Genomic DNA, 19,683 nt, shown 5'->3' on the forward strand with positions numbered 1-19,683 from the left:
ATTGTCTACTGCCCTTCGGTGGTCCCGTCGGTACCGCCGAGCGCGTGTCCCCGGTTGAGGTCGTTCCCGTGACGCGCAGCCTCGTAGATCGCCTTCTCGCGGGCGATCCGGTCGGTCTCGCCGATCGGCTTGGCGTCGCCGAACGCGAATGCCGATTCGTGCGGGTAGTCGTGCGGGATGTCCGGGTCGTCGGTCGGATCCTCGGCGGCCGGATTGTTCGGGCTCGGTTCGGTAGGGACATGCTCTGGGCTGGGAGACATGGTTCAACGATACGGTGGATCGGGAGGGCCAGCCGCGTTCCGCCCAACGTCGACGGTGCCCGATCACTCCCGGCGCGAGAACTGCCCGTCGGTCCGGCCGTCCCAGACGTCGAACACTTGAGTCACCTTGGGGTCGCCGAGACTCTTGATCCAGTCACACAGGTCCTGTGGCGCATTGGGATTGGTGACGATGAACCGGTGTAGTCCGGCGTCGTGTTCGGCGAGGACGCGTAGCGTCTCGGGTGGGGTGTCGGGGTCGGCCGCGGCCAGGGCGTCGCGGGGGTCGAAGGCCGCGCCGCGGGGTGCGTCGGAGGCGGCGATGCCCACTGGATCGCCGGCCACCTCGATCTCGCCGGTGTTGTGATAGTCCAGCGGGTCGGCCGATGTGCTCCGGGTGTTCAACAGCAGGTTGAGCAGAATGGCGGTGATCGCACCCGCTGAGATACCCGAATGGAAGATCGTCTGGAACCAGTCGGGGAACTGGTGGTAGAGGTCGAGCGAGACGTTGACCGCCTCGCCGCTGCTGCGGTCGGTGTAGTACAGCTTGGCCTCGGTCAGCATCGCGACACCCACCGAGATGGCGACGACCAGGATGTTGGTGTTGTTGAACTTCACCTTGGAGAGGGTTCGCACGCCACTCGCGGCGACCATGCCGAACAGTGCGACGCCCGCGCCGCCGAGCACGGGGAGCGGAATGCCCTCCACGATCGCGGCCACCTTCGGCAGCAGCCCGAGACCCACCAGAATGACGCCGGCGCAGGTGGCGACGTGCCGGGTCTTGACGCCGGTGATCGCGACCAGCCCGACGTTCTGGGCGAACGCGGTGTACGGGAAGGTGTTGAACACGCCGCCGATGACGGTACCGAGACCGTCGGCACGCATACCGTCGGCCAGCTTCTGGGGGGTGATCTTCTTGTCGACGATCTCGCCGACCGCGACGATGTCGCCGGTGGTCTCCGTCATGATCACCAGCGCCACGATGATCAGCGAGATGATCGAGCTGAGCTCGAAGGACGGCACACCGAATTGGAACGGCTGCGGAACGGCCACCCACGCCGACTCGCCGACACCATCCCAGTCGGCCATGCCGAAGGGCAGCGAGATCAGCGTGCCGAGCACCAGGCCGACGAGCACCGACACCCGCTTGATCGTCGGGGGAGCGAACATCTCGAGCGCGATGATGATGGCCAGCGTCAGGAAGCCGAAGGCGATGGCCTTGGGTGCGCCGAAGTCCTCGCCCTCGTTGGTTCCGCCGCCGAACCAGCCGGCCGCGACGCGCATCAGGGATACGCCGATGATGAGGATGATCGTGCCTGTGACCAGCGGCGGGAAGAATCTGATCAGTCTGCCGACGATGGGTGCGGCGGCGATCATGAAGACACCCGACGCGATCACCGACCCATAGATGGCGGTCACGCCGTGGTTCATCCCGATGGTGATCATCGGTCCTACGGCGGCGAAGGTGACGCCCTGCATGAGGGGGAGTCGGACGCCGAATCGCCAGAAGCCGACCGCCTGCAGGATCGTCGCGATACCGGCGACGAAGAGGTCGGCGGTGATCAGGTGGACGATGTCGCCCTGCTCGAGTTTGCCTGCGCTGACCATCGCGCCGCCGACGATGAGCGGGACGGCGACCGCGCCCGCGTACATCGCCAGCACGTGCTGGATGCCGAGCGGCAGAAGTTTGACCAGAGGCGGAATGTCATCCACCGGATGCTGGGCTTCTTTGCCGTGCTTGATCGTGTCGAGAACCGCCATGCACAGTGTCTACGATTCGGACATTTCGGTACTGCCGCATTCGTGTGTCGTCGGTGTTTCCGTGAAAATATATCCATGGCACATGGTTCGAAGCGCAGCGCGGGCATCCTCCTCTATCGGCGATCCGACGACGGAGTCGACGTTCTCGTCGCGCACCCGGGCGGACCGCTCTGGGCGCGCAAGGACGACGGCGCGTGGTCGATTCCGAAGGGGCTGGTCGAGCCCGACGAGTCGGCCTGGGAGACCGCCCGCCGTGAGTTCGCCGAGGAGATCGGCAGCTCGGTGCCCGACGGAGGCCACATCGATCTCGGGGAGGTGACGCTGAAATCGGGCAAGGTCGTCGTCGCTTTCGGGGTCGAAGGCGATCTCGACGTCACGACGGTTCGGAGCAACACCTTCGAGATGGTGTGGCCGCCACGGTCGGGGCAGATGCAGAGCTTCCCCGAGATCGACCGTGCCGAATGGATGTCACCGGACACCGCCCGGCGCAAACTGAACCCGGCCCAGGCCGCGTTCGTCGACCGCCTCCTCGACCTCCTGGCCAGTCGATGATGATTGCCATCAAGAGTGATCGGTACCGCCGAACGACCGTGGGGTCGAGGGTGGATTCAGATCTCCGGCCAGCGATGCTCGAGTCCCATCAGGATGAAGTCGACCTTCAGGTCGACCACCCCCCGCTCGCGCCAGGACTCCCGGGGTTCGATGACCGAGTGGGTGCTCACGGCCGCTTTCACCCGGTCCAATCCCGTTGTGCCGCTGTCATCCACGGTGCGCATCGACTCCACGGAAAGGTGGCAGGCGAAGACGGTGTCGCCGATGAAATCGAGTGCGAACATCGCCTGACCGGGAGTCTTGCCGTACGCGGTGATGCGTCGTGAGTATTCCGCCAGGATCTCCTCGATCCGGGTGAAGGCGGGTGCGTAGTCGTAGACCACGCGTTCGAGGCCCGGAAAATTCTCGCACACCCGCCAGCACTCGTCGGCCCAGAGTTTGAGCACCGCATGCCAATCCGGTTCGTCCGCGGGCAACCGGATACTGGCGGCGGCGCGGTCCAGGCATGCCACGACGACCTGTTCGCGAGAGTCGAACAGCCGGTAGATCGCCGGGGTGACCACGCCGAGCCGTTGTGCGACAGCCGACAACGTGAACCTGTCGATTCCCTCGTCGAGCGCAGCGGTGACGACGTCGGCTTCGGTGAAAGCCGGCTTGCGGCCGGCCTTCTTGCCCACCGTCCGTGCGTTGCCGTCGACGTTGCTCTGACGCATACGCAGATTCTAATTCGTCAGCTGCCAGCCTTGTGCGCTCTCGAGTCGATGCCAGAACCGGGCGTATGTCCCGTCGGTGGCGATCAGTTCCTCGTGTCTGCCCTGCGCTTCGACGCGGCCCTCGGCGTCGAGGGCGATGATCGTGTCTGCGCCGGCGATGGTCGCCAGGCGATGGGCGATGATGATCACCGTGGCCTGTGCGCGCAATCGCTCGACGGCGGCGACGATATTGGCTTCGTTCTCGATGTCGAGTGCCGACGTCGCTTCGTCGAGGAGGACGATCGGCGCTTGCTTGAGCAGTGCCCGCGCGATCGCCACACGCTGACGTTCGCCGCCCGACAGCCCTCGGCCGCCTTCTCCCACTTGCGTATTCCAGCCGTCGGGCAGGCGGGCGGCGATCTCGGTGACGCCCGCGAGGTCGGCCGCCTCGCGGACCTCGGCGTCGGTCGCGTCCGCTCGGCCCACTCGGACGTTGGCCTCGAGGGTGTCGTCGAAGAGGTAGACGTCCTGGAACACCATCGACAGCTGGCCCATCAGTTGTTCGGTGGTCTGTTCGGTGACGGGCACCCCGCCGACCAGCACACGCCCGGTGTCGACGTCGTAGAAGCGGCTGATGACGCGGGCGATGGTCGTCTTGCCGCCACCCGACGGTCCGACGAGGGCCACCATCGACCCGGCGGGAACGGTCATCGAGACGTTGCGCAGCGCGGGTGCGGATGCGCCGGGGTAGGTGAAGGTGACGTCATCGAGTTCGACGGTTCCCGGCTTGGTCAGTGCGACAGTCGTGTTCGGTTCGGGAAGCGGCGTCGCGGTCAGCACCTCGTCGAGGCCGTCGAGGAGGGGGCGGCGCGATTCGAGCGCCATTGCACTGGTGGTGATGGCCGAGACCGTCGAGGTGAATCGGAGTGCGAGTCCGATGAAGGCCAGTGCCGGAATGGGTTCCAGCGAGCCGTCGATGGCGAGTGACCCGGTCACCGTGATCAGGACAACGATCACACCTTGGGTCACCATGCCGCTCAGCAACATTCCCACTGTTTCGAGCCACAAGCCTTTGGTCTTTGCTTTGTAGGTGTCGTCGAGGGCTTGACTCAGGGGCCGGTAATCGTCGCTCCGATCGCAGGACCGGAGTGCGCCCTGGCATTGGGCGTACTCCACCACTCGATTGGCCAAATTCACTTCCTGCGGATCGTGAATGGCGCGTCCTTTGCGCATCAGCGCCGTCGACGCCAGGGTGATGAGCACGAACACCGGAACCGCAACGGTCAGAATGAGTCCGAGAGTCGGATCCCAGAACCACGCGGCGACGATGATCACGAACGCAGCGGTGCTGCGAGACACGAGCGGCCCGAACATGTGCGCAAAGATCTCGCCGGCCGACATCAACTCCGACGACACCATCCGGGACAGCGCCCCGGCCGCCGGCCGTGCGAACCAACCGAGTGGTTGCTTGGCCACCTGGTCGCCGACCAGCCGGTGCAGACTCCGCAGGAAGTCCAGCGCGACTGCGTAATTCGCGCTCTCCGAGAAGTAGTGTAGGCCAAAGCCGACGACGGAGAGAATGCCGAGTACCCAGAGCCAGCCGGCGAGGCCCATGCCCCAGACCGGGGTGCCCTGCGCCAGCGTGGTGATGGTGGGGAGCAGCGCCGCGAGCGCAACGCCCTCAACCAGGCCGACGATGATGCTCCCGGCGATGGCAGGCCGCATGTTTTCCGGATGCGAGACCATGCGCTTCATGCGCGGGACGATGTCGATGAGGGGGAGTGTGGTCATTTCTGAACTCGCTTCGCCGCGCCGGTGAGTTTCCACAGCCGCGCATAGTCGGGATTGTCCTGGAGCTCTTCGTGTTTGCCGATCGCTGTCACGTGGCCGTCGTTGACGACGATGATCTGGTCGACCCCCTTGATGACCTCGGGGCGGTGGGCGATCACCAGAACCGTTCGGCCATGCGCGAGCGTCGACAGTGCTTGCTGGATCTGGTGTTCGGACTCCGGGTCGGTCAGCGCGGTCGCCTCATCGAGGATGAGGATCGGTGCGTCGACGAGGACGGCGCGGGCGATCGCGATGCGCTGTGCCTGGCCTCCGGACAAGCCGGAGTCGGCACCGTACACCGTGTCGAATCCGTGTGGAAGAGACTCGATCTCGTCGAGGATACGGGCGGCGCCGGCCGCTCGTCGTACCTCGTCGTCGGTGGCATGCGGCCGACCCAGGCTGATGTTGTCGCGGATGCTGATGTTGAGGAGTTGAGCGTCTTGCAGCACAAAACCCACCCTGGAATAGAGGTCGGGCAGGTGGGCGATCGGGACGCCGCCGATGCTGATGGTTCCCGATCGCGGGTCGTCGAAGCGGGCGAGAAGGGTCGCGATCGTGGACTTTCCTGAGCCTGACGGTCCGATGAGGGCGGTGACGGTGCCCTCCGGCAACGTGAAGCTCACGTCGTCCACGGCGAGGATCGCGTCTGGGCCGGTGCCGTAGGAGTAGCTCACGTGGTCGAATGTCACTTCATGTGAACGTAATTCGTGGGGCACTGTCTCGTCTGCGCTGGGGAGGATCGGAGTGTTGGCCAAGTCGACGAGTCGCAGCGCCGACGCGCCGGCGATCTGCTGTGACCACATCGAGTGCATCAGGGTCTCGAGTGCGTAGGGGATCAGCAGGGCGATGAGCGACGTCGCGAGCACATCGGCCGTGGATACGATGCCGTTGTGTACGAGGATCGAACCGATCCCGATGTTGATGACCAGGATCAACGGAACTGCGAGGAACGACATCCCGAGTGCGGACACCCGGATCAGCGGCTTGACCCACTCGGAGTAGAAATCGTAGAACTCGTCGGCGGCGTCCTGATAGTTGCGGTGCGAACGTCCCACGCGCCCAAAGGCCTTCACCACGGCGATCCCGGTGACGAACTCGACCATGCGGGCCGAGACCGTCGACAGGCGCTGATCCATCTCGGCGGTCTTGCCGCCCATCCCGCGCATGGACAAGCTCATCGCGCCGACGTACAGCGGGAGAGTGGCGATGGCCAACAGGCCCAGGCGCCAGTCGATGACGAAGCTGTAGACCATCAAGGCCAGCGGCATCACGATGGCCATGGTGCCGTCGACCGGCTGGTGGGCGATGAGCTGGTGGATGGTTCCGATGTCGTCCTGCAGGCCCTTGCGCACTCGCCCCGAGTTGGTGGAAGTGAACCACGCGAGAGGTACCCGCGCGAATCTACGCACCAGTCGCAGCTGGATGACGTGACCGAGCTTGACGTCGGCGAAATGCGTGACGAGCAGCGCGATCAGGTAGACGAACAGTCGTAAGGCGAAGGTGATCACCAGGATTCGAATCCAGCGTTCGACTTCGTCGCGGTCGACTGCGGTGCCCGTGTTGTAGGCGTCGAGCAGCACGTCGCCGATGTGCACCAGTGCGACATAGGGGAATACCGCGAGGATGCCGGAGATCACGGCGAGAATCCGGCCGATCGCGAGTTGTCCCGCAACCGGTTTCATCAGGTCCTTGAGAGCCCGAGCGTCCGCCTTCTGTTGTGCCTTGTGCTCCTCGGCCGGATCGGGCTCGAGGCCGTGCTCGTCCGACTGGTCGGTCGGTGAAGATGTAGCCGTCGTCATGGACGCTCCCGAACGTAGGAGAGAATGGAACTTAGGGTAACCATACTCATTTGTGAATGGGCTTCAGTTTAGGAGTCGTCCGGGTCGAGCACAAGGGCGAATTGCGAGTGTCGAAGCCCCTCCGCTGCGAGATGCGACGCCTCGCGCCTCGAGCACCGTCAGGGAGCGGAGGAGGTCCCGGCAGGTGTCGTGTGCGTCTGGGTGCCGTGGCTGGGCGGCGCCGTGTCGTCGAGTGCCTGTGCCGTGGCGCGAACACGTTTGCTGCTCACCCAGACGATCAACCAGAACGCGCAGACGATCGAAACGATGAGGAAGCTCGGCGGCATGTTGTACATCGCGGACAGTGTCAGACCTGCGCCGACGGCGACAACGCTGATGAGCGTCGAGATTGCCATTGCCCGGGCCGGCCGGGGAGTGAGCATGATCGCCGTTGCGGCCGGGGTGACCACGAGAGCAAACAGCAGAAGAGTGCCCACGGCCTGTACCGCCATCGTCACCGCCAGACCCAGCAGGGCCATGAACAGAATCGACAACGTACGGATCGGAACACCTTTGGCTTCAGCCACTCCCGGATTCACCGAGGTGTACAGCAGCGGCCGATAGACGAATCCGATACACACCGCGAGAACGGCGAGCATGGCGGTGAAGGCGAGCAGCTGCTGATTCGAGATGGCCAGCAGGTTGCCGAACAAGACGTTGGTCATCGTCGACGAACTCTTGGTGGCCAGCGAATTGAAGAACAGTCCGAGCCCGGTTGCGAAGGCCAGCACGGTGCCGGTGATCACCTCGCGTTCGCCGGCCTTCTTACCGAGGAAGCCGATGACGAGTGCGCCACCGATACAGAAGGCGCCGAGCCCCAACGTGACCGGAACCCCGATGAGGACTGCCCCGGTGGCGCCGGGAAGACCGATGTGCGCGAGTGCGTGCGCGGCGAACGAGGTGTTGCGGACGACGGTGAAGTAGCCCACCAGTCCGGCCGCCAGGGCGACGAGAATGCCGCCGACGAGCGCGTTCTGCATGAACGGTGATGTGAGGATGTCCCACCAGTTGGACTGGTACCCGATGGCCAGAGTTGTCGTCGTCATCACGGTCAGACGCTCCTCGTGTAGAGATCGCCCTGTGGGGTGCGGAGGACCTGGACGCGCGTGCCGTACAGGTGGGTCAGGAGGTCTTCGTCGATCACGTCGTCGGTCGCGGCATAGTGTGCGTGGCCGTCGAGGAGGTAGATGGCCCCGCTCAAGACGGGTAGGAACGGATTGAGGTCGTGGGCGACCACCAGAATGGTCACTGACATCTCTTGCTGGATCTTGGTGAGAAGACTGACGATCTCATGCTGGCTACGCAGGTCCAACGAGGCGAGCGGTTCGTCGAGGATCACCATATCTGGTTGGGAGACAAGCGCTTCGGCGATGGCCACCCGCTGGCGCTGACCCCCGGAGAGGGACGCCAGGCGGGAATCGGCGAAGGACTCCGCGTTGACGGCGCGCAGTGCGTCGTCAACACGACGTCTGTCGGACGCCGAGGTGGGGCTGAATGCCCAACGTCGACCGGTCAATCCGAGAAGAACGGCGTCGCGTGCGCGGATGGCTCCACCGCTGATCTCGGCGTAATGCTGTGGGACGTAACCGATGCGATCCCGTTCGGCGCCGGGAGCCTCGCCGAACACCCGCAGCGATCCTTCGCTGGGGATCAACCCGAGGATCATCTGGAGAAGGGTGGTCTTGCCCGATCCGTTGGTGCCGATGACCGCATAGATGCCGCCGGCCGGGATCTCGAACGTCGCCTGCGACCAGATCACCCGACCACCCCGAACCGCGCTGACATCCGAGAATGCCAGCGCAGTGGTACTGCCGTCCTCAGACTTGGACACCAAGCGCCTTCGCCAGGGCAGTCAGCTGTGCCACCTGCCAGGCCGCAAACGAATCCTGGCCCGGCGGAACGGTTTCGGTCACCTCGACCACCGGGACGCCGGCGGACTCGGCGGCGGAACGGATCTGTGCGGGGATCGACCCTTCGGTCTGGCTGTTGTAGATCAGCACGTTGATCTGCTTGCCGGCGAGCGCGCTGGTGAAGGCGGTGATGTCACCGGGTGAGGGGTCGCTCTCCGCGGCCGCCGCAGCACGGAATCCCGCAGGAGTCTTGTCCATCAGGCCCACAGCTTGGGCCATGTAGTCGAAGACGCCCTCGGTCGCGCCGTAGGTTTTGCCGGTCGCCCCGGCCTTGATCTTGGTGATCAGGTCATTGTAGGGGGCCATCGAGGTGTTGAAGGACTGACGCTGCGTCGCGAAGTACTCGGCGCCCTTCGAGTCGATCTTGGTCAGCTCGGCGGTCACCGCATCGGCCACCGCAGTCACCGCGGTCGGCGAGTACCAGAGGTGGGGATTGGCGCCTTCGGCGGTGTTGGTCACCTTTGCCGCATCGACTGTCGGAGCCTTGGTGCCCGACGACGCTGCGAGCTTGGACGCCCATGAGTCGTAGTCGGCACCGTTGACCACCACGAGTTGCGCGTCGGTGAAGGCGGCGCCGTCTGCCGGGCTGGGCTCGTAGTCGTGCGGGTCGACCGAACTGCTGGCCAGGATGGTCTTGACCTCGGTGCACTTGCCGCCGAGTTCGGAGACGATGTCGCCCCACTGGTCGACGCTGACGACGACCTTGATCGGGGTGATGGGACACGCAGGCGCAGAGGCGGCAGGACCGGACGGGGACGCGTCTTCGGTGTTGGAAGTACATCCGACGAGACCCAGGGGCAGTAGAAGAAGGGCAGCGGCCGACAGCTTGATTCGGCGGGGGATGAGCGGCATATGCATAACGATAATCGATATCAACTAGCGTCGCGAAGTCGGTGCCCGGAACTAGCGACTCGACGCAGGTCGAAGCCGGTCATCCTTGACGCGCCTTGAACCGCGGGTTCGCCTTGTTGATCACATAGATTCGGCCCTTGCGTTTGACCACCTGTGAACCCGGCTGATTCTTCAGCGACCGGATTGATGCACGTACCTTCATGTCGGAGTCCTCTCGTTAATGACAACAATTGCCATTAGAGCACATCCGGGGGAAGCCCTGCTCGCGCCGGCGGTGGCTCAGTCGAGCAGGTACGTCTTGATCATTGCCTTCCACAGATCCAGGTGCGGATCGGTGGTGGGATCGCGTCGGTCGATGAGGTACGTCGTGGCGGCACCGCGCATGCTACTGAGCAGGACCGGGAAGAGTTCGCGATAGCGCGGGCGTGAGGTGAGGTCCTCGCCGAGGAACCCGGCGACGGCCTGACGCACGATCAGGCCGATCTCCCTCTCCGTCGGCAGCAATGCCTGCCGTAGGTTCTCGTTGTTGCGCGCGGCGATCCACAACTCCATCGACGCCACGAAGTAGGGCTGGTGGAAGGTCGACCAGCCGGTGTCGACGGCCAGCGAGATCCGGGCGATGGGGTCGTCGGGCCACTCGACCTGTAGCGGCAGCTCTTCAATCCGGGTCCGGGCAAGGTGCTCGACCGCTGCCATCAAGAGGGCGTCACGCGATGGGAAGTGATGCAGCATGCGGCCGCGGGAAACCCGGGCTTCGTCCTGGATCGCCACCGTCGTCGCACCCGCATACCCGCGTTCGACGAGAACGCGGATCGCGGCGTCGAGCACGCGGGTGCGCGTCACGTCGCTGCGATGCTGACGTGACTGTTGAATGTCCGCAGTCAAGTGGCTGCTGCCCACATCCGCATCGTAGCTGTCGGTGATGCTCACCTGGGCTTCAGAAGTCGAGGACGTTCGTTGGCCCAGAGCGTGCGCATCGCGTCGATGTAGTCGGCGGTACGTTTGCCACGACGCTCAAACGGCACCCCGAGCGCATCGAATTCTTCTCGTGCCCAACCGATTCCCACGCCGAAGGTAAACCTCCCGCGACTCAAGCGGTCGAGGGAGGCCACCTGCTTGGCCATGATCAGCGGATTGTGTTCCGGTAGGAGTACCACTCCCGTGGCCAGCCGGATCCTCGAGGTGTGCGCGGCCGCGAAACTCAGGCAGGCCATCGGGTCGAGCCAGTCGGCTTCGGCGGGCACCGCTATGCGCCCGTCGGCTGTGTACGGATAACGCGACGTCGGGTCGTCGACCATCACGACGTGTTCACCGCACCAGAGTGTGGCGAAACCTCGGTCCTCTGCATGCCGTGCGGTCGCGGCGATGATGTCCGGATCGGCTCCGGTGCCGATGCCCAGGGCGTGCAGGCCTATCTGCATGTCAATCCTTCCGTGCGGTGGCGCGGTTTGTCTTCGTCATCGAGTGATGATGCCGTGTAGCGACATGGTCGCGCAGGCGTGTGCCGTAGATCTACGCCACCCAGTGACCTAGAACTACGGCACAAGCCAGGTGCGTGTCCGCCGAACTCGCCGGATCACTCGACGGCTGCGAGGAACTGGCGCATCCACGGTGGGGCGGTGGTCGCGATGACGCGGTCGGAGGCGGCGTCGTCGAGGTCGACCAGTTCGTATCCCTCGGAGCCGGCGGCGGTTGCGAGGATCACGGTGCGCACGTCCGCGCGCCGCTGAAACCACGACGCGCGGGTGGCCCAGCCGACGATGCCGTCGCGATCGAGTGCGTTCCGGTGCCGTGCGATCTTCGGCGGCGCGATCACCACGGACTGATCGGTGATGGCATGACCGAGGTGGCGGTAACGCGCCACGCCAAACGTCATCGACGCGGCCAGTGCGATGACACCGAGCGCCAGAAACCACACCGGACCGCCGGTCACTGCCGGGATGCCCGAGAGAATCAGCGCGGCGGCACCGGCCATCGCCGCGCGATTGAGCCGACGGGTCCGCGCGGTGCGTCCGTGCTCGACGAGCGGCATCGTCAGTTCCACCCCATCGTCGGCGACCAGGTTGCCCACGCGCACTGCCTCGTCCTTCGGTGCGGGTGGGAGCAGAAGGGGGTGCTTGATGTGGCCAATGGCGATACCGCCCAGGCGGGCGCCGTGTACCGGTCGCATCAGAACCGGTTCGTGCAGATGCGTACCGCGGATACGGGATTCGTCGAAACTCACGGCGTTGGTGGTCAGGAGTCCGCGCTCGGTGCGCAAGGTGCCGTCCGGGTGGCGGGTGAGGGTGAAGTTCCAGAAGCGCAGAATGTAGCCGAGAACCGAAAGCGCGGACCCCAATCCGATGACACCGACGACCACGATGATGATCACCACGGCCACCGGGATGCCGCGCACTGCATCGGCCGCGCGTTCCGCGGTCCCGACGCTGCGTTCGAAAAGTCCGGCGTCGTTGGCTATCTGCGCGCCGAGCCCGAGCGCGGCACCCGCAGTGGCCAGGCCGGCCATCGAAAATGGGGAATACCGAAGCCATTCCGGGCGAAAACGGGTGAGAACGGTGACCGGTTGGTGGTCCACATCTACGGCCGGTACGTCGCCCCGGGGCGCGGTGGTCATCAGGTATCCGTGCAGTCCGTCTGCATCGGCAGCCGACAGGGCATTGAGTTTGACTGTCGCGGAATCCTTGTCGCCGCCGGTGCCGATGATGACCTTCTTGAGACCCAGAATTCGGTGGACCGGGCCTGCGGTGAGGTCGACGCTGCGGATGCGGTCGCGGCGGGCAGTGACGACCTTGCGTGTCAACAGTCCCTTTCGCACCTGTACGTGTTCGGGTGTCACCTGGTAGCGGGTGGTCAGCCAGGGCAGCACCGTCACCAACAGCACCACGACGACCGTGGCCAGCAACGAGAAGACCGGCGCAGACTGGCCGGCGAAGACGAGTGCAATCAGGGCAGGAATGAGTTGCGGTAGCTGCTCGACCGGCTGCACCACCATTGTCCCTGGTGAGAGCCGCCGCCACGGCTCAGGTTGCGTCATCGCGGTGCACCTGGGTCCGTCGGGTCAGCTCCGCGGCCACCTGCGCAGCGACCGCCGCGTCGAGTCCGACGATGCGGATGGTGCCCGCCGACGACGCCGTGGTCACGGTGAGCGTCGACAGGCGCAGTAACTGCTCGAACGGTCCGGCCTCGGTGTCGACGATCTGGATTCGGGCGATCGGGATGATCACCCGATGCCGGACAAACCAGCCGGACTGCGTGTACACCGCCTCGTCGCCGATCTCCCAACGATGAAAGCGATAGCGCCACGCGGGTATTGCGGTGACAGCGACCACCGTTGCGACAGCCACGACGACAGCTCCGAGCGCAGCGATCCAGCGTGCTTCGGGGACGAGGATCGCGACGACCAACCCGGCGATGGTGAGGGGTATGCCCACCACGGCGGGAACGATCCGCCACAGCGTCTTGGCACGGGGATCGACCCGATTCGTCGGCTCGCGCAGCGTCACCGAATCAGGTTATCGTCACTCCGCCGTCGACCGCGACCGTCTGCCCCGTCACGTAACCCGACGCCGGCGACGCGAGCCAGATTGCGGTGGCCGCGATCTCCTCGCCGCGCCCCACCCGTCCGAGAACCACGCGCGGTAGCTGGCTGTCGAGGTAGCCGTCCTGGTAGGTGTCGGTCATCTCGCTCTCGAAGAAGCCGGGCGCGATGGCGTTGACCCGAATTCCCTTGCGGGAGCCCCACTGTTGGGCCAGGTCGCGGGTGAGGCCGATGACGCCGGCTTTGCTCGACGCGTATGCGGCCTGCGGCAGACCGGCGGTGGTGATGCCGAGAATGCTCGAGATGTTGATGACGGCGCTGCCGGGCTGCATCACACGCCCGCATGCCTGCGCCATCCAGTACGACCCGTTGAGGTTGATGTCGATGACCGTGCGGAACTGCTCGGGAGTCTCGCGGGTGGCCGGGAAGGCGGTTCCGACGCCGGCGTTGTTGACCAGCACGTCGACCCGCCCGAACGTCTCCATGGCCGTGTCGACGACGTTGCGGCAGGCGGCCGGATCGGCGACGTCGGCGGGCACGACGAGCGCCTTGCGGCCCAGGCCTTCGACCATGGCGGCGGTGTCGGCGAGTTTCTCGGCACGACGCGCGGCAAGGACGATGTCGGCACCGGCCTCGGCGAAGCCGCGGGCGAACGCGACGCCGAGCCCCGATGACGCGCCGGTGACGATCACGACCTTGCCGCTCATGTCGAACAGATCAAGAATCGGCATGGGTGAATCTCCTTGGTGCGGTTGGTCAGAACCACGCCGGGTCGGCGTCGAGGGTGGTGCGGTCGAGGGTGGCGAGCAGATCGAGCTGTGGGCCGGTCTTGGGTAGCTCGTACCGGTAGAAGTATTGGGCGGCAGCGCGTTTGCCGTCGTAGAAGGCGCCGTCGTGGCCGTCGGCCGCCAGTGCTTGTTCGAGCCAGATCCAGGCGATCACGATGTGGCCGGTTGCCTCGAGGTAGGCGGTCGCATTGGCCAGCGACACCGCCGGGTCGCCCGCGGACCAGATCTGTGCCGTGGTGGACACCAAGCGGTCGGTTACCTTTCGCAGATCGTCGGCGTATCCGGCGACGGAGCCGACCGACGATGCCCGATCGATGGTGGCACCGATCGTCTCGACGAGCAGCGCCAAGCCCTTACCGCCACCCATCACGACCTTGCGGCCGAGCAGGTCGAGAGCCTGAATACCGTGCGTGCCTTCGTGAATGGGGTTCAGGCGGTTGTCGCGGTAGTACTGCTCGACGTCGAACTCCTTGGTGTAGCCGTACCCGCCGTGCACCTGGATGGCCAGGCTGTTGGCCTCCAGGCACCACTGCGACGGCCAACTCTTGGCGATCGGGGTCAGCACGTCGAGCAGCAGGGTGGTCTGTGCCCGTTCGTCGCCGTCGGTGGTGGCTTCGATGTCGACGAGCCGGCTGCAGTAAAGGCCCAGTGCGAGTGCGCCTTCGGCATACGACTTCTGGGCCAGCAACATCCGCTTGACGTCGGCGTGCTCGATGATCGGCACCGGCTTGCTTGCCGGATCCTTGGCGTCGACCGGTCGGCCCTGCGTGCGTACCTTGGCGTATTCGACGGAGGCCAGGTAGCCGGCATAGCCGAGCGACGTGGCGAGGAAGCCAACGCCGATGCGGGCCTCGTTCATCATGTGGAACATGTAAGAGAGTCCGCGGTGTTCCTCGCCGACCAGATAGGCAACGGCGCCGGGAGCGGAGCGAGCGGGCCGACTTGATGCGGCGCCGGAAACGTCTGTCGGCGTGTGTGTTCCGTCGCCGAAGTTCAGGAGCGTGTTGGTGGTCGCCCGGTTGCCCATCTTGTGGTTGAGGCCGACCAGAGCGACGTCGTTGCGGGTGCCGTCGGCGAGATACTTGGGGACCACGAACAGGGAGATCCCCTTGACGCCGGGACCGCCGCCGGGTGCCTTGGCGAGGACGAGATGCACGATGTTCTCGGCGAGTTCGTGTTCGCCCGCCGAAATCCACATCTTGGTGCCGGTGATCCGATACGTTCCATCGTCCTGGGGTGTGGCCTTGGTGGTGATGTCGGCCAATGACGATCCGGCCTGCGGTTCGGACAGGCACATGGTGCCGAAGAATCGGCCCTCGACCATGGGCCGCACCCAGGTGTCGATCTGCTCGTCGGTGCCGTAGGTGGCCAACAGGTTCGCGTTGCCCACGGTGAGGAACGCATACGAGGACATCGCTGCGTTCGCCGCCTGGAACCAGGCCGACGACGCCCGGCTGACCACTGTCGGCAGCTGCATGCCGCCGAGCTCGGCGTCGAACGATGCCGCCATCAGGCCGGTCTTGCGGAACTCGTCGATGCCGGCGCCGAGTGCGTCGGGCAGAACCACACGACCGTCGTCGCCGACGTATGGTTCGTTCTGATCGCCCTCTTTGTTCACCGGCGCAAAGCGTTTCGTCGCGAGATCTTCGCTCAGTTCGAGGACCGCGTCGAAGGTTTCACGGGAGTGCTCGGCGAACCGTTCCCGCTCCGTGAGCGACTCGACGTCGAGCCATTCGTAGAGCAGGAATTCCAGATCACGTTTGCTAAGCACTCGCTTATAATGGCTGACGAGATGAGTGACGTCAACGTGCTTGGGGAGAATGATGGCTGAGCGACGGGCAGAATCGGCAGCGGCCGAGCGAATCCGCAACGCCGCGATCGCGTCGTTCGCCGAGGTCGGCTACGGTGCCACGTCGACGCGGCAGATCGCCCGGAAGTTGGGCATGTCTGCGGCCGCGATGTATCCGCACTACCGGTCCAAAGAGGAATTGCTCTACGCGATCGCGCTGGACGGACACCGTGGCGTACTCGCCGCGCTGTGGGCCGCCGACGACGAGTCCGCGCCACCGATGCAGCGACTTCGATCGGTGGTCGCGGCGTTCACGGTCTGGCAGGCCGAACATCACGACCTCGCGAAGGTGGTGCAGTACGAGTTGCACGGGCTCACCCGGCCGCACTACTCGGCGATCACCCGGATTCGGCGCGAGACAAGTTCGGTCCTGGCTCAGATCGTCGGGGCGGGGATCGAGTCGGGCGACTTCGACGTCGACAACCGGGACGACGTCGTGCTGGCGATCTCGTCGCTCTGCGTCGACGTGTGCAGATGGTTCCCGACGCGCACACATCGCGATCCGCAGCAGTTGGGCCGCGTCTACGCCGATCTCGCGGTTCGGATGGTCACTCCCGCTCCGTGAGGTGCGAGGACCGTGAGCGGCCACCCCGCTCCCTGAGGTGCGAGGAGCGCAAGCGACGAGCCTCGAAGGGCCAGGTGAGACGACTTTTCATATCGGCAGAAACGACCCCGACGGGGCCAGTGGCTGATTGATGCGTGGGGCGTACTGATCGAAGTACACGCGGGCGATGAGGTCGCGGCGGCTGCGGACCCCGGCCTTGTCGAAGATCGACTTGAGGTGATCTTGCACCGTGTACGCCGACACGTGCAGGGCAGCGGCGATGTCCTTGGTGGCCACGCCTTGAAGCACCAACTGGGTGACGTCACGTTCGCGGGCGGTGAGCCCGAAGGCCTCGACGACGATCGGCACGATCTCGGGCGGCCGGGCCTCTTCGATGGTGATGACCACCTCGCCGACCCGTCCGTCGGCCGACGACAGCGGCGACGCATTGATCACCAGCCACATGCCTGATGCCCCGCGCACGCGCAGACGCGGCGGCACCGTCGATTCGCCGCGGCCGTATAGCCTTGCGGCACCGATCAATCCGAAGATCGGATTGATTGCGGCGCCACTGTTCGCACCGGCGACCAGTTCATCGATCCGCTCCTGGCTGCCGGCACTCATCTGCACGATCTGATCGTTGCTGTCAACGATGATCACCGCGGGTCCGGTCATCGAGGTTTGCGATTCGAGGATCTGTGGTTCGGCCACGACGGTGCTGAGCAGCCCGGCTCGGACGCCGACAGCAAGCGTCTGGGACACCGAGGCGAGGAAGTCGATCTCGGCGCGATCGAAGGGCAGACACCCGGTGCCGCTTCGGAACAACGAGATCCCGCCCCATACCCCGCGGCCGTCGCGCAGGAGAACCCGCGCCTCATCGTGGTAGGAGAACTCCGGAATCATCAGTTCGCTCATCCGGTCCGACCGCCGGGTCTCGCCACGGGTGAGTTCGCTCAATCCGACCGCATCGACGCCGCGTGCCGCCATCTCTCGAAAGGACGATTCCTCGACGCGTCCGTACTCGAGGAGACCCCAATCGGGATCACGTCCGTCCTGACCGAGAAGGTCGCCGTACTTGCGGGCGCCGGTCAGGATCAGGGAACTGGGGTCCAGACTTGCGATGCACACCGCGTCGTTGGGTATTGCTCGGCTCAGTGACGCCACCGATTCGGCGAAAAAGTCATCGAGCCCGAGGCCGGCGTGTGCGACCACGTCCAGGTCGCGGCGCACACGCTCGGCTGTCAGGCTCGATGTCATTGCTCAATTGTGCGGTTGCGCTGGGACGATGTCTATCCCAGATTGTTGGGGTCGGTCAGGGAGAATACGCCCGCCGGGTCGTGGCGACGGCGGATCTCGGCGAGGTGTTCCCGTTGTGCTTGCGGCCAGAGCTCGTCGCGATTGTGGGCGCGACGACCGGACAGATTGAGCAGCGCACCGCGCGACCATGGCGCGACGGCGTCGACGACGCCGGAGAGGTGGGCCTCGACCTGATCGCCGAGAGGTCCGGCAGGAACCCCGATGGCGAGCACGGTGAAGGCGGCATCGCGACCGCTCACCGCGTTGGGTACCCGCTGCGGCGCAACCAGCTTGCCGCCGAGCAGTCGGATCTCGACGATGGCCAGGGGGCTGGCGACGTCGGGCCCGGCCGCATCGAGCAGTGCGTCGACGGCGGATGCGGTCAACTCGCCGAGTGCGACGCCCTGCTCCACCGAGGGCATCGGCCCGGGAGGGTCCATGTGCACCGCGTCGAGCGCGGCGGCCGGGTGTACGCCCACGTTCTCCAGCAGTACCGGGCCGGCCGACCGAATCGGTGCGAGGAGCGATTCGGCGACGCCCGGGTCGCCGGTGTGGGTGTAGCGGACGTGCACCGCGAGCTGACCCTGCAGCGGCGGGGGCAGGTTGGGGTCCGGCGGCAGGCGCAGGATGGCGATCGAGGTTCCGGCCTCCTCCGGCAGCGTCGGTGCCCATTGCCGCCAGGCGTGCAGGACATCGGACGCCGCGTTCCCGGCGAAGAAGATGCCGCCACCGTAGAAGGTGGCTACGGGGAGAAGGTCGAACTCGATGGCGGTGACGATACCGAGACCGTCTCGGGCGCCGAGCAATGCCGTGAACAGGTCCGAACCCGCCGTCGCGTCGAGGGTCCGAACGATCCCGTCGGCGGTCACGACCTCGATCGACCGCACATGGTCTGCGGCGTAACCGAATTCGCGGCCGAATGGGCTCAGGCCGCCACCGAGGGTGTAGCCGACGACGCCCACGCTCGACGACGACCCGGCAAGCCCGGTCAGGCCGTGCGGCGCCGTTGCGGCGGCGACGTCGCGCCACCGGACTCCGGCCCCGACCCGGGCGGTGCGCGCGATCGGGTCGACGGTGATGTCGGTCATCCGGGATGTGCTGATGGTCAGTTGATTTCCGCCCTCGAGGACGGGTCCGTGCCCGGTCGCGCGAACCCCAATGCGGAGGCCGTTGGCGCGGGCGTGGCGAACTGCTGCGGCAACGTCGGCGGCGGATGTCGCACCGACCACGATCGACGCGCCGGGAGTGACCGCGACGTTGAAGCCGGCGAGTTCGGCACCGAATTCCGGGTCGTCGGGGGTGAAGACGGGTCCGGCGACCGCGGCGCGCAGGTCGGACAGCGATGAGGAGGGTGATTGATCGATGGTGATGGACACGAAAGTTTCCTTCTGTGGGTGTGATTCGGTCTTGGCTATCGGGCGGCTTGGGCGGTGATCTCTACGGCGAGACCGGGGAAGGCAAGTGCGGTGACGCCGACCAGTGCGGCGGGCGGGGTGGCGGCGACGGTGTCGAGGCGTTCGGTCAGGGCCGAGTAGGCGGCGAGAGTTGCGGGAACATCGGTCGTGTAGATGGTGAGCATGGTGACGTCGGCCAGCGACATGTCGGCCATTCGCAGGATTTCCTCGATGTTGTGCATCGCCAACGAGATCTGTGCTGCGACATCACCTTCGTGCAGCACCTGCCCCTGCTCGTCGACCGACGCCTGCCCGGCGATGGACAGGGTTCGGCTGGGTGCCGGTCGCAGTTGCGCATGGTCGAAGCGGAACGGCTCGTTCCAGGTCGATGGATTGATGCGGACGGGTGCGCTGGTGCTTGTTGTGGTTGTCATGCAATCGAGAATCGTTGAGTAACCAGCTGCTTCACCATCCCCGGCCGCTGGTGACTTGTGCCGCCAGAACGCTGGGCGCACCGACGCCCCAGAAATCTGGGAGCTGTGCCGGAGGGGGTCATCCCGCTGAGTGTCCGCAACCGTATGG

19 protein-coding genes and 1 pseudogene are annotated in these 19,683 nt (G+C 65.5%); 2 read left to right on the plus strand and 18 right to left on the minus strand.

Annotated features, from left to right (window positions below):
- Positions 1–5: 5 nt before the first annotated feature.
- Positions 6–260, minus strand: a complete 255-nt coding sequence (locus MKW15_RS06755) for a hypothetical protein (RefSeq protein WP_240856825.1) — start codon at positions 258–260, stop codon at positions 6–8.
- A 63-nt stretch (positions 261–323) separates the two neighbouring features.
- A complete protein-coding gene (locus MKW15_RS06760) occupies positions 324–2,018 on the minus strand; it encodes a nucleobase:cation symporter-2 family protein (protein WP_240856826.1) in 1,695 nt (564 codons plus the stop codon).
- A gap of 75 nt (positions 2,019–2,093) precedes the next feature.
- Between MKW15_RS06760 and MKW15_RS06765 the strand changes: the two genes are divergently transcribed.
- Positions 2,094–2,570, plus strand: a complete 477-nt coding sequence (locus tag MKW15_RS06765; protein WP_240856827.1) for an NUDIX domain-containing protein — start codon at positions 2,094–2,096, stop codon at positions 2,568–2,570.
- A gap of 56 nt (positions 2,571–2,626) precedes the next feature.
- Here MKW15_RS06765 and MKW15_RS06770 read toward each other — a convergent pair whose 3' ends face one another.
- From MKW15_RS06770 to MKW15_RS06830, 13 genes and pseudogenes are all read right to left on the minus strand, one after another.
- Positions 2,627–3,283, minus strand: coding sequence for a TetR/AcrR family transcriptional regulator (locus tag MKW15_RS06770; RefSeq protein WP_240856828.1), 657 nt, complete (start codon positions 3,281–3,283; stop codon positions 2,627–2,629).
- A 9-nt stretch (positions 3,284–3,292) separates the two neighbouring features.
- Positions 3,293–5,053: an ABC transporter ATP-binding protein gene (locus MKW15_RS06775; protein WP_240856829.1), complete on the minus strand. Its 1,761-nt coding sequence runs from the start codon at positions 5,051–5,053 to the stop codon at positions 3,293–3,295.
- Positions 5,050–6,891 (minus strand): ABC transporter ATP-binding protein, encoded by a 1,842-nt coding sequence (locus MKW15_RS06780; protein WP_240856830.1) that lies wholly within the window; start codon positions 6,889–6,891, stop codon positions 5,050–5,052. Before MKW15_RS06780 ends, MKW15_RS06775 begins: the two co-directional genes overlap by 4 nt.
- A 158-nt stretch (positions 6,892–7,049) precedes the next feature.
- Entirely contained in the window at positions 7,050–7,910 is an 861-nt protein-coding gene (locus tag MKW15_RS06785; RefSeq protein ID WP_240856865.1) for a metal ABC transporter permease, read from the minus strand.
- 71 nt (positions 7,911–7,981) lie between these two features.
- Positions 7,982–8,761, minus strand: coding sequence for a metal ABC transporter ATP-binding protein (locus tag MKW15_RS06790; protein WP_240856831.1), 780 nt, complete (start codon positions 8,759–8,761; stop codon positions 7,982–7,984).
- A complete protein-coding gene (locus MKW15_RS06795) occupies positions 8,748–9,692 on the minus strand; it encodes a metal ABC transporter solute-binding protein, Zn/Mn family (RefSeq protein WP_240856832.1) in 945 nt (314 codons plus the stop codon). Before MKW15_RS06795 ends, MKW15_RS06790 begins: the two co-directional genes overlap by 14 nt.
- Before the next feature lie 79 nt (positions 9,693–9,771).
- Positions 9,772–9,894, minus strand: coding sequence for a type B 50S ribosomal protein L36 (ykgO, locus tag MKW15_RS06800; RefSeq protein WP_160900747.1), 123 nt, complete (start codon positions 9,892–9,894; stop codon positions 9,772–9,774).
- 77 nt (positions 9,895–9,971) lie between these two features.
- Positions 9,972–10,577, minus strand: coding sequence for a TetR/AcrR family transcriptional regulator (locus tag MKW15_RS06805; protein WP_240856866.1), 606 nt, complete (start codon positions 10,575–10,577; stop codon positions 9,972–9,974).
- Between the two features lie 68 nt (positions 10,578–10,645).
- Positions 10,646–11,113: pseudogene (locus MKW15_RS06810) on the minus strand (TIGR03619 family F420-dependent LLM class oxidoreductase); the annotation flags it as partial.
- Between the two features lie 155 nt (positions 11,114–11,268).
- Complete coding sequence (locus MKW15_RS06815) at positions 11,269–12,726, minus strand: PH domain-containing protein (protein ID WP_240856833.1); 1,458 nt, start codon at positions 12,724–12,726, stop codon at positions 11,269–11,271.
- Complete coding sequence (locus MKW15_RS06820; RefSeq protein WP_240856834.1) at positions 12,713–13,195, minus strand: PH domain-containing protein; 483 nt, start codon at positions 13,193–13,195, stop codon at positions 12,713–12,715. Before MKW15_RS06820 ends, MKW15_RS06815 begins: the two co-directional genes overlap by 14 nt.
- A gap of 4 nt (positions 13,196–13,199) precedes the next feature.
- On the minus strand, positions 13,200–13,961 hold the full coding sequence (locus MKW15_RS06825) for an SDR family NAD(P)-dependent oxidoreductase (protein ID WP_240856835.1): 762 nt from the start codon (positions 13,959–13,961) through the stop codon (positions 13,200–13,202).
- Between the two features lie 25 nt (positions 13,962–13,986).
- Complete coding sequence (locus MKW15_RS06830; RefSeq protein ID WP_240856836.1) at positions 13,987–15,789, minus strand: acyl-CoA dehydrogenase; 1,803 nt, start codon at positions 15,787–15,789, stop codon at positions 13,987–13,989.
- Positions 15,790–15,838: 49 nt separating this feature from the next.
- On the opposite strand from MKW15_RS06830, the gene MKW15_RS06835 reads away from it, so the two are divergent.
- The gene (locus MKW15_RS06835) at positions 15,839–16,432 is read left to right on the plus strand and encodes a TetR/AcrR family transcriptional regulator (RefSeq protein WP_240856837.1); all 594 of its coding nucleotides are present in this window, start codon (positions 15,839–15,841) and stop codon (positions 16,430–16,432) included.
- An 87-nt stretch (positions 16,433–16,519) separates the two neighbouring features.
- Here the strand turns inward: MKW15_RS06835 and MKW15_RS06840 are convergent, their stop codons facing one another.
- The 3 genes from MKW15_RS06840 to MKW15_RS06850 are packed head-to-tail and all read right to left on the minus strand — an operon-like array spanning position 16,520 to position 19,535.
- Positions 16,520–17,668: a helix-turn-helix transcriptional regulator gene (locus tag MKW15_RS06840; protein WP_240856838.1), complete on the minus strand. Its 1,149-nt coding sequence runs from the start codon at positions 17,666–17,668 to the stop codon at positions 16,520–16,522.
- Positions 17,669–17,700: 32 nt separating this feature from the next.
- Positions 17,701–19,083 (minus strand): FAD-binding oxidoreductase, encoded by a 1,383-nt coding sequence (locus tag MKW15_RS06845; RefSeq protein WP_240856839.1) that lies wholly within the window; start codon positions 19,081–19,083, stop codon positions 17,701–17,703.
- A 35-nt stretch (positions 19,084–19,118) separates the two neighbouring features.
- Positions 19,119–19,535, minus strand: a complete 417-nt coding sequence (locus MKW15_RS06850) for a RidA family protein (RefSeq protein ID WP_240856840.1) — start codon at positions 19,533–19,535, stop codon at positions 19,119–19,121.
- Positions 19,536–19,683 lie beyond the last annotated feature (148 nt).

This window comes from Gordonia gummivorans (genome assembly GCF_022513585.1).
In the GTDB taxonomy this organism is placed as follows: Bacteria; Actinomycetota; Actinomycetes; order Mycobacteriales; family Mycobacteriaceae; genus Gordonia.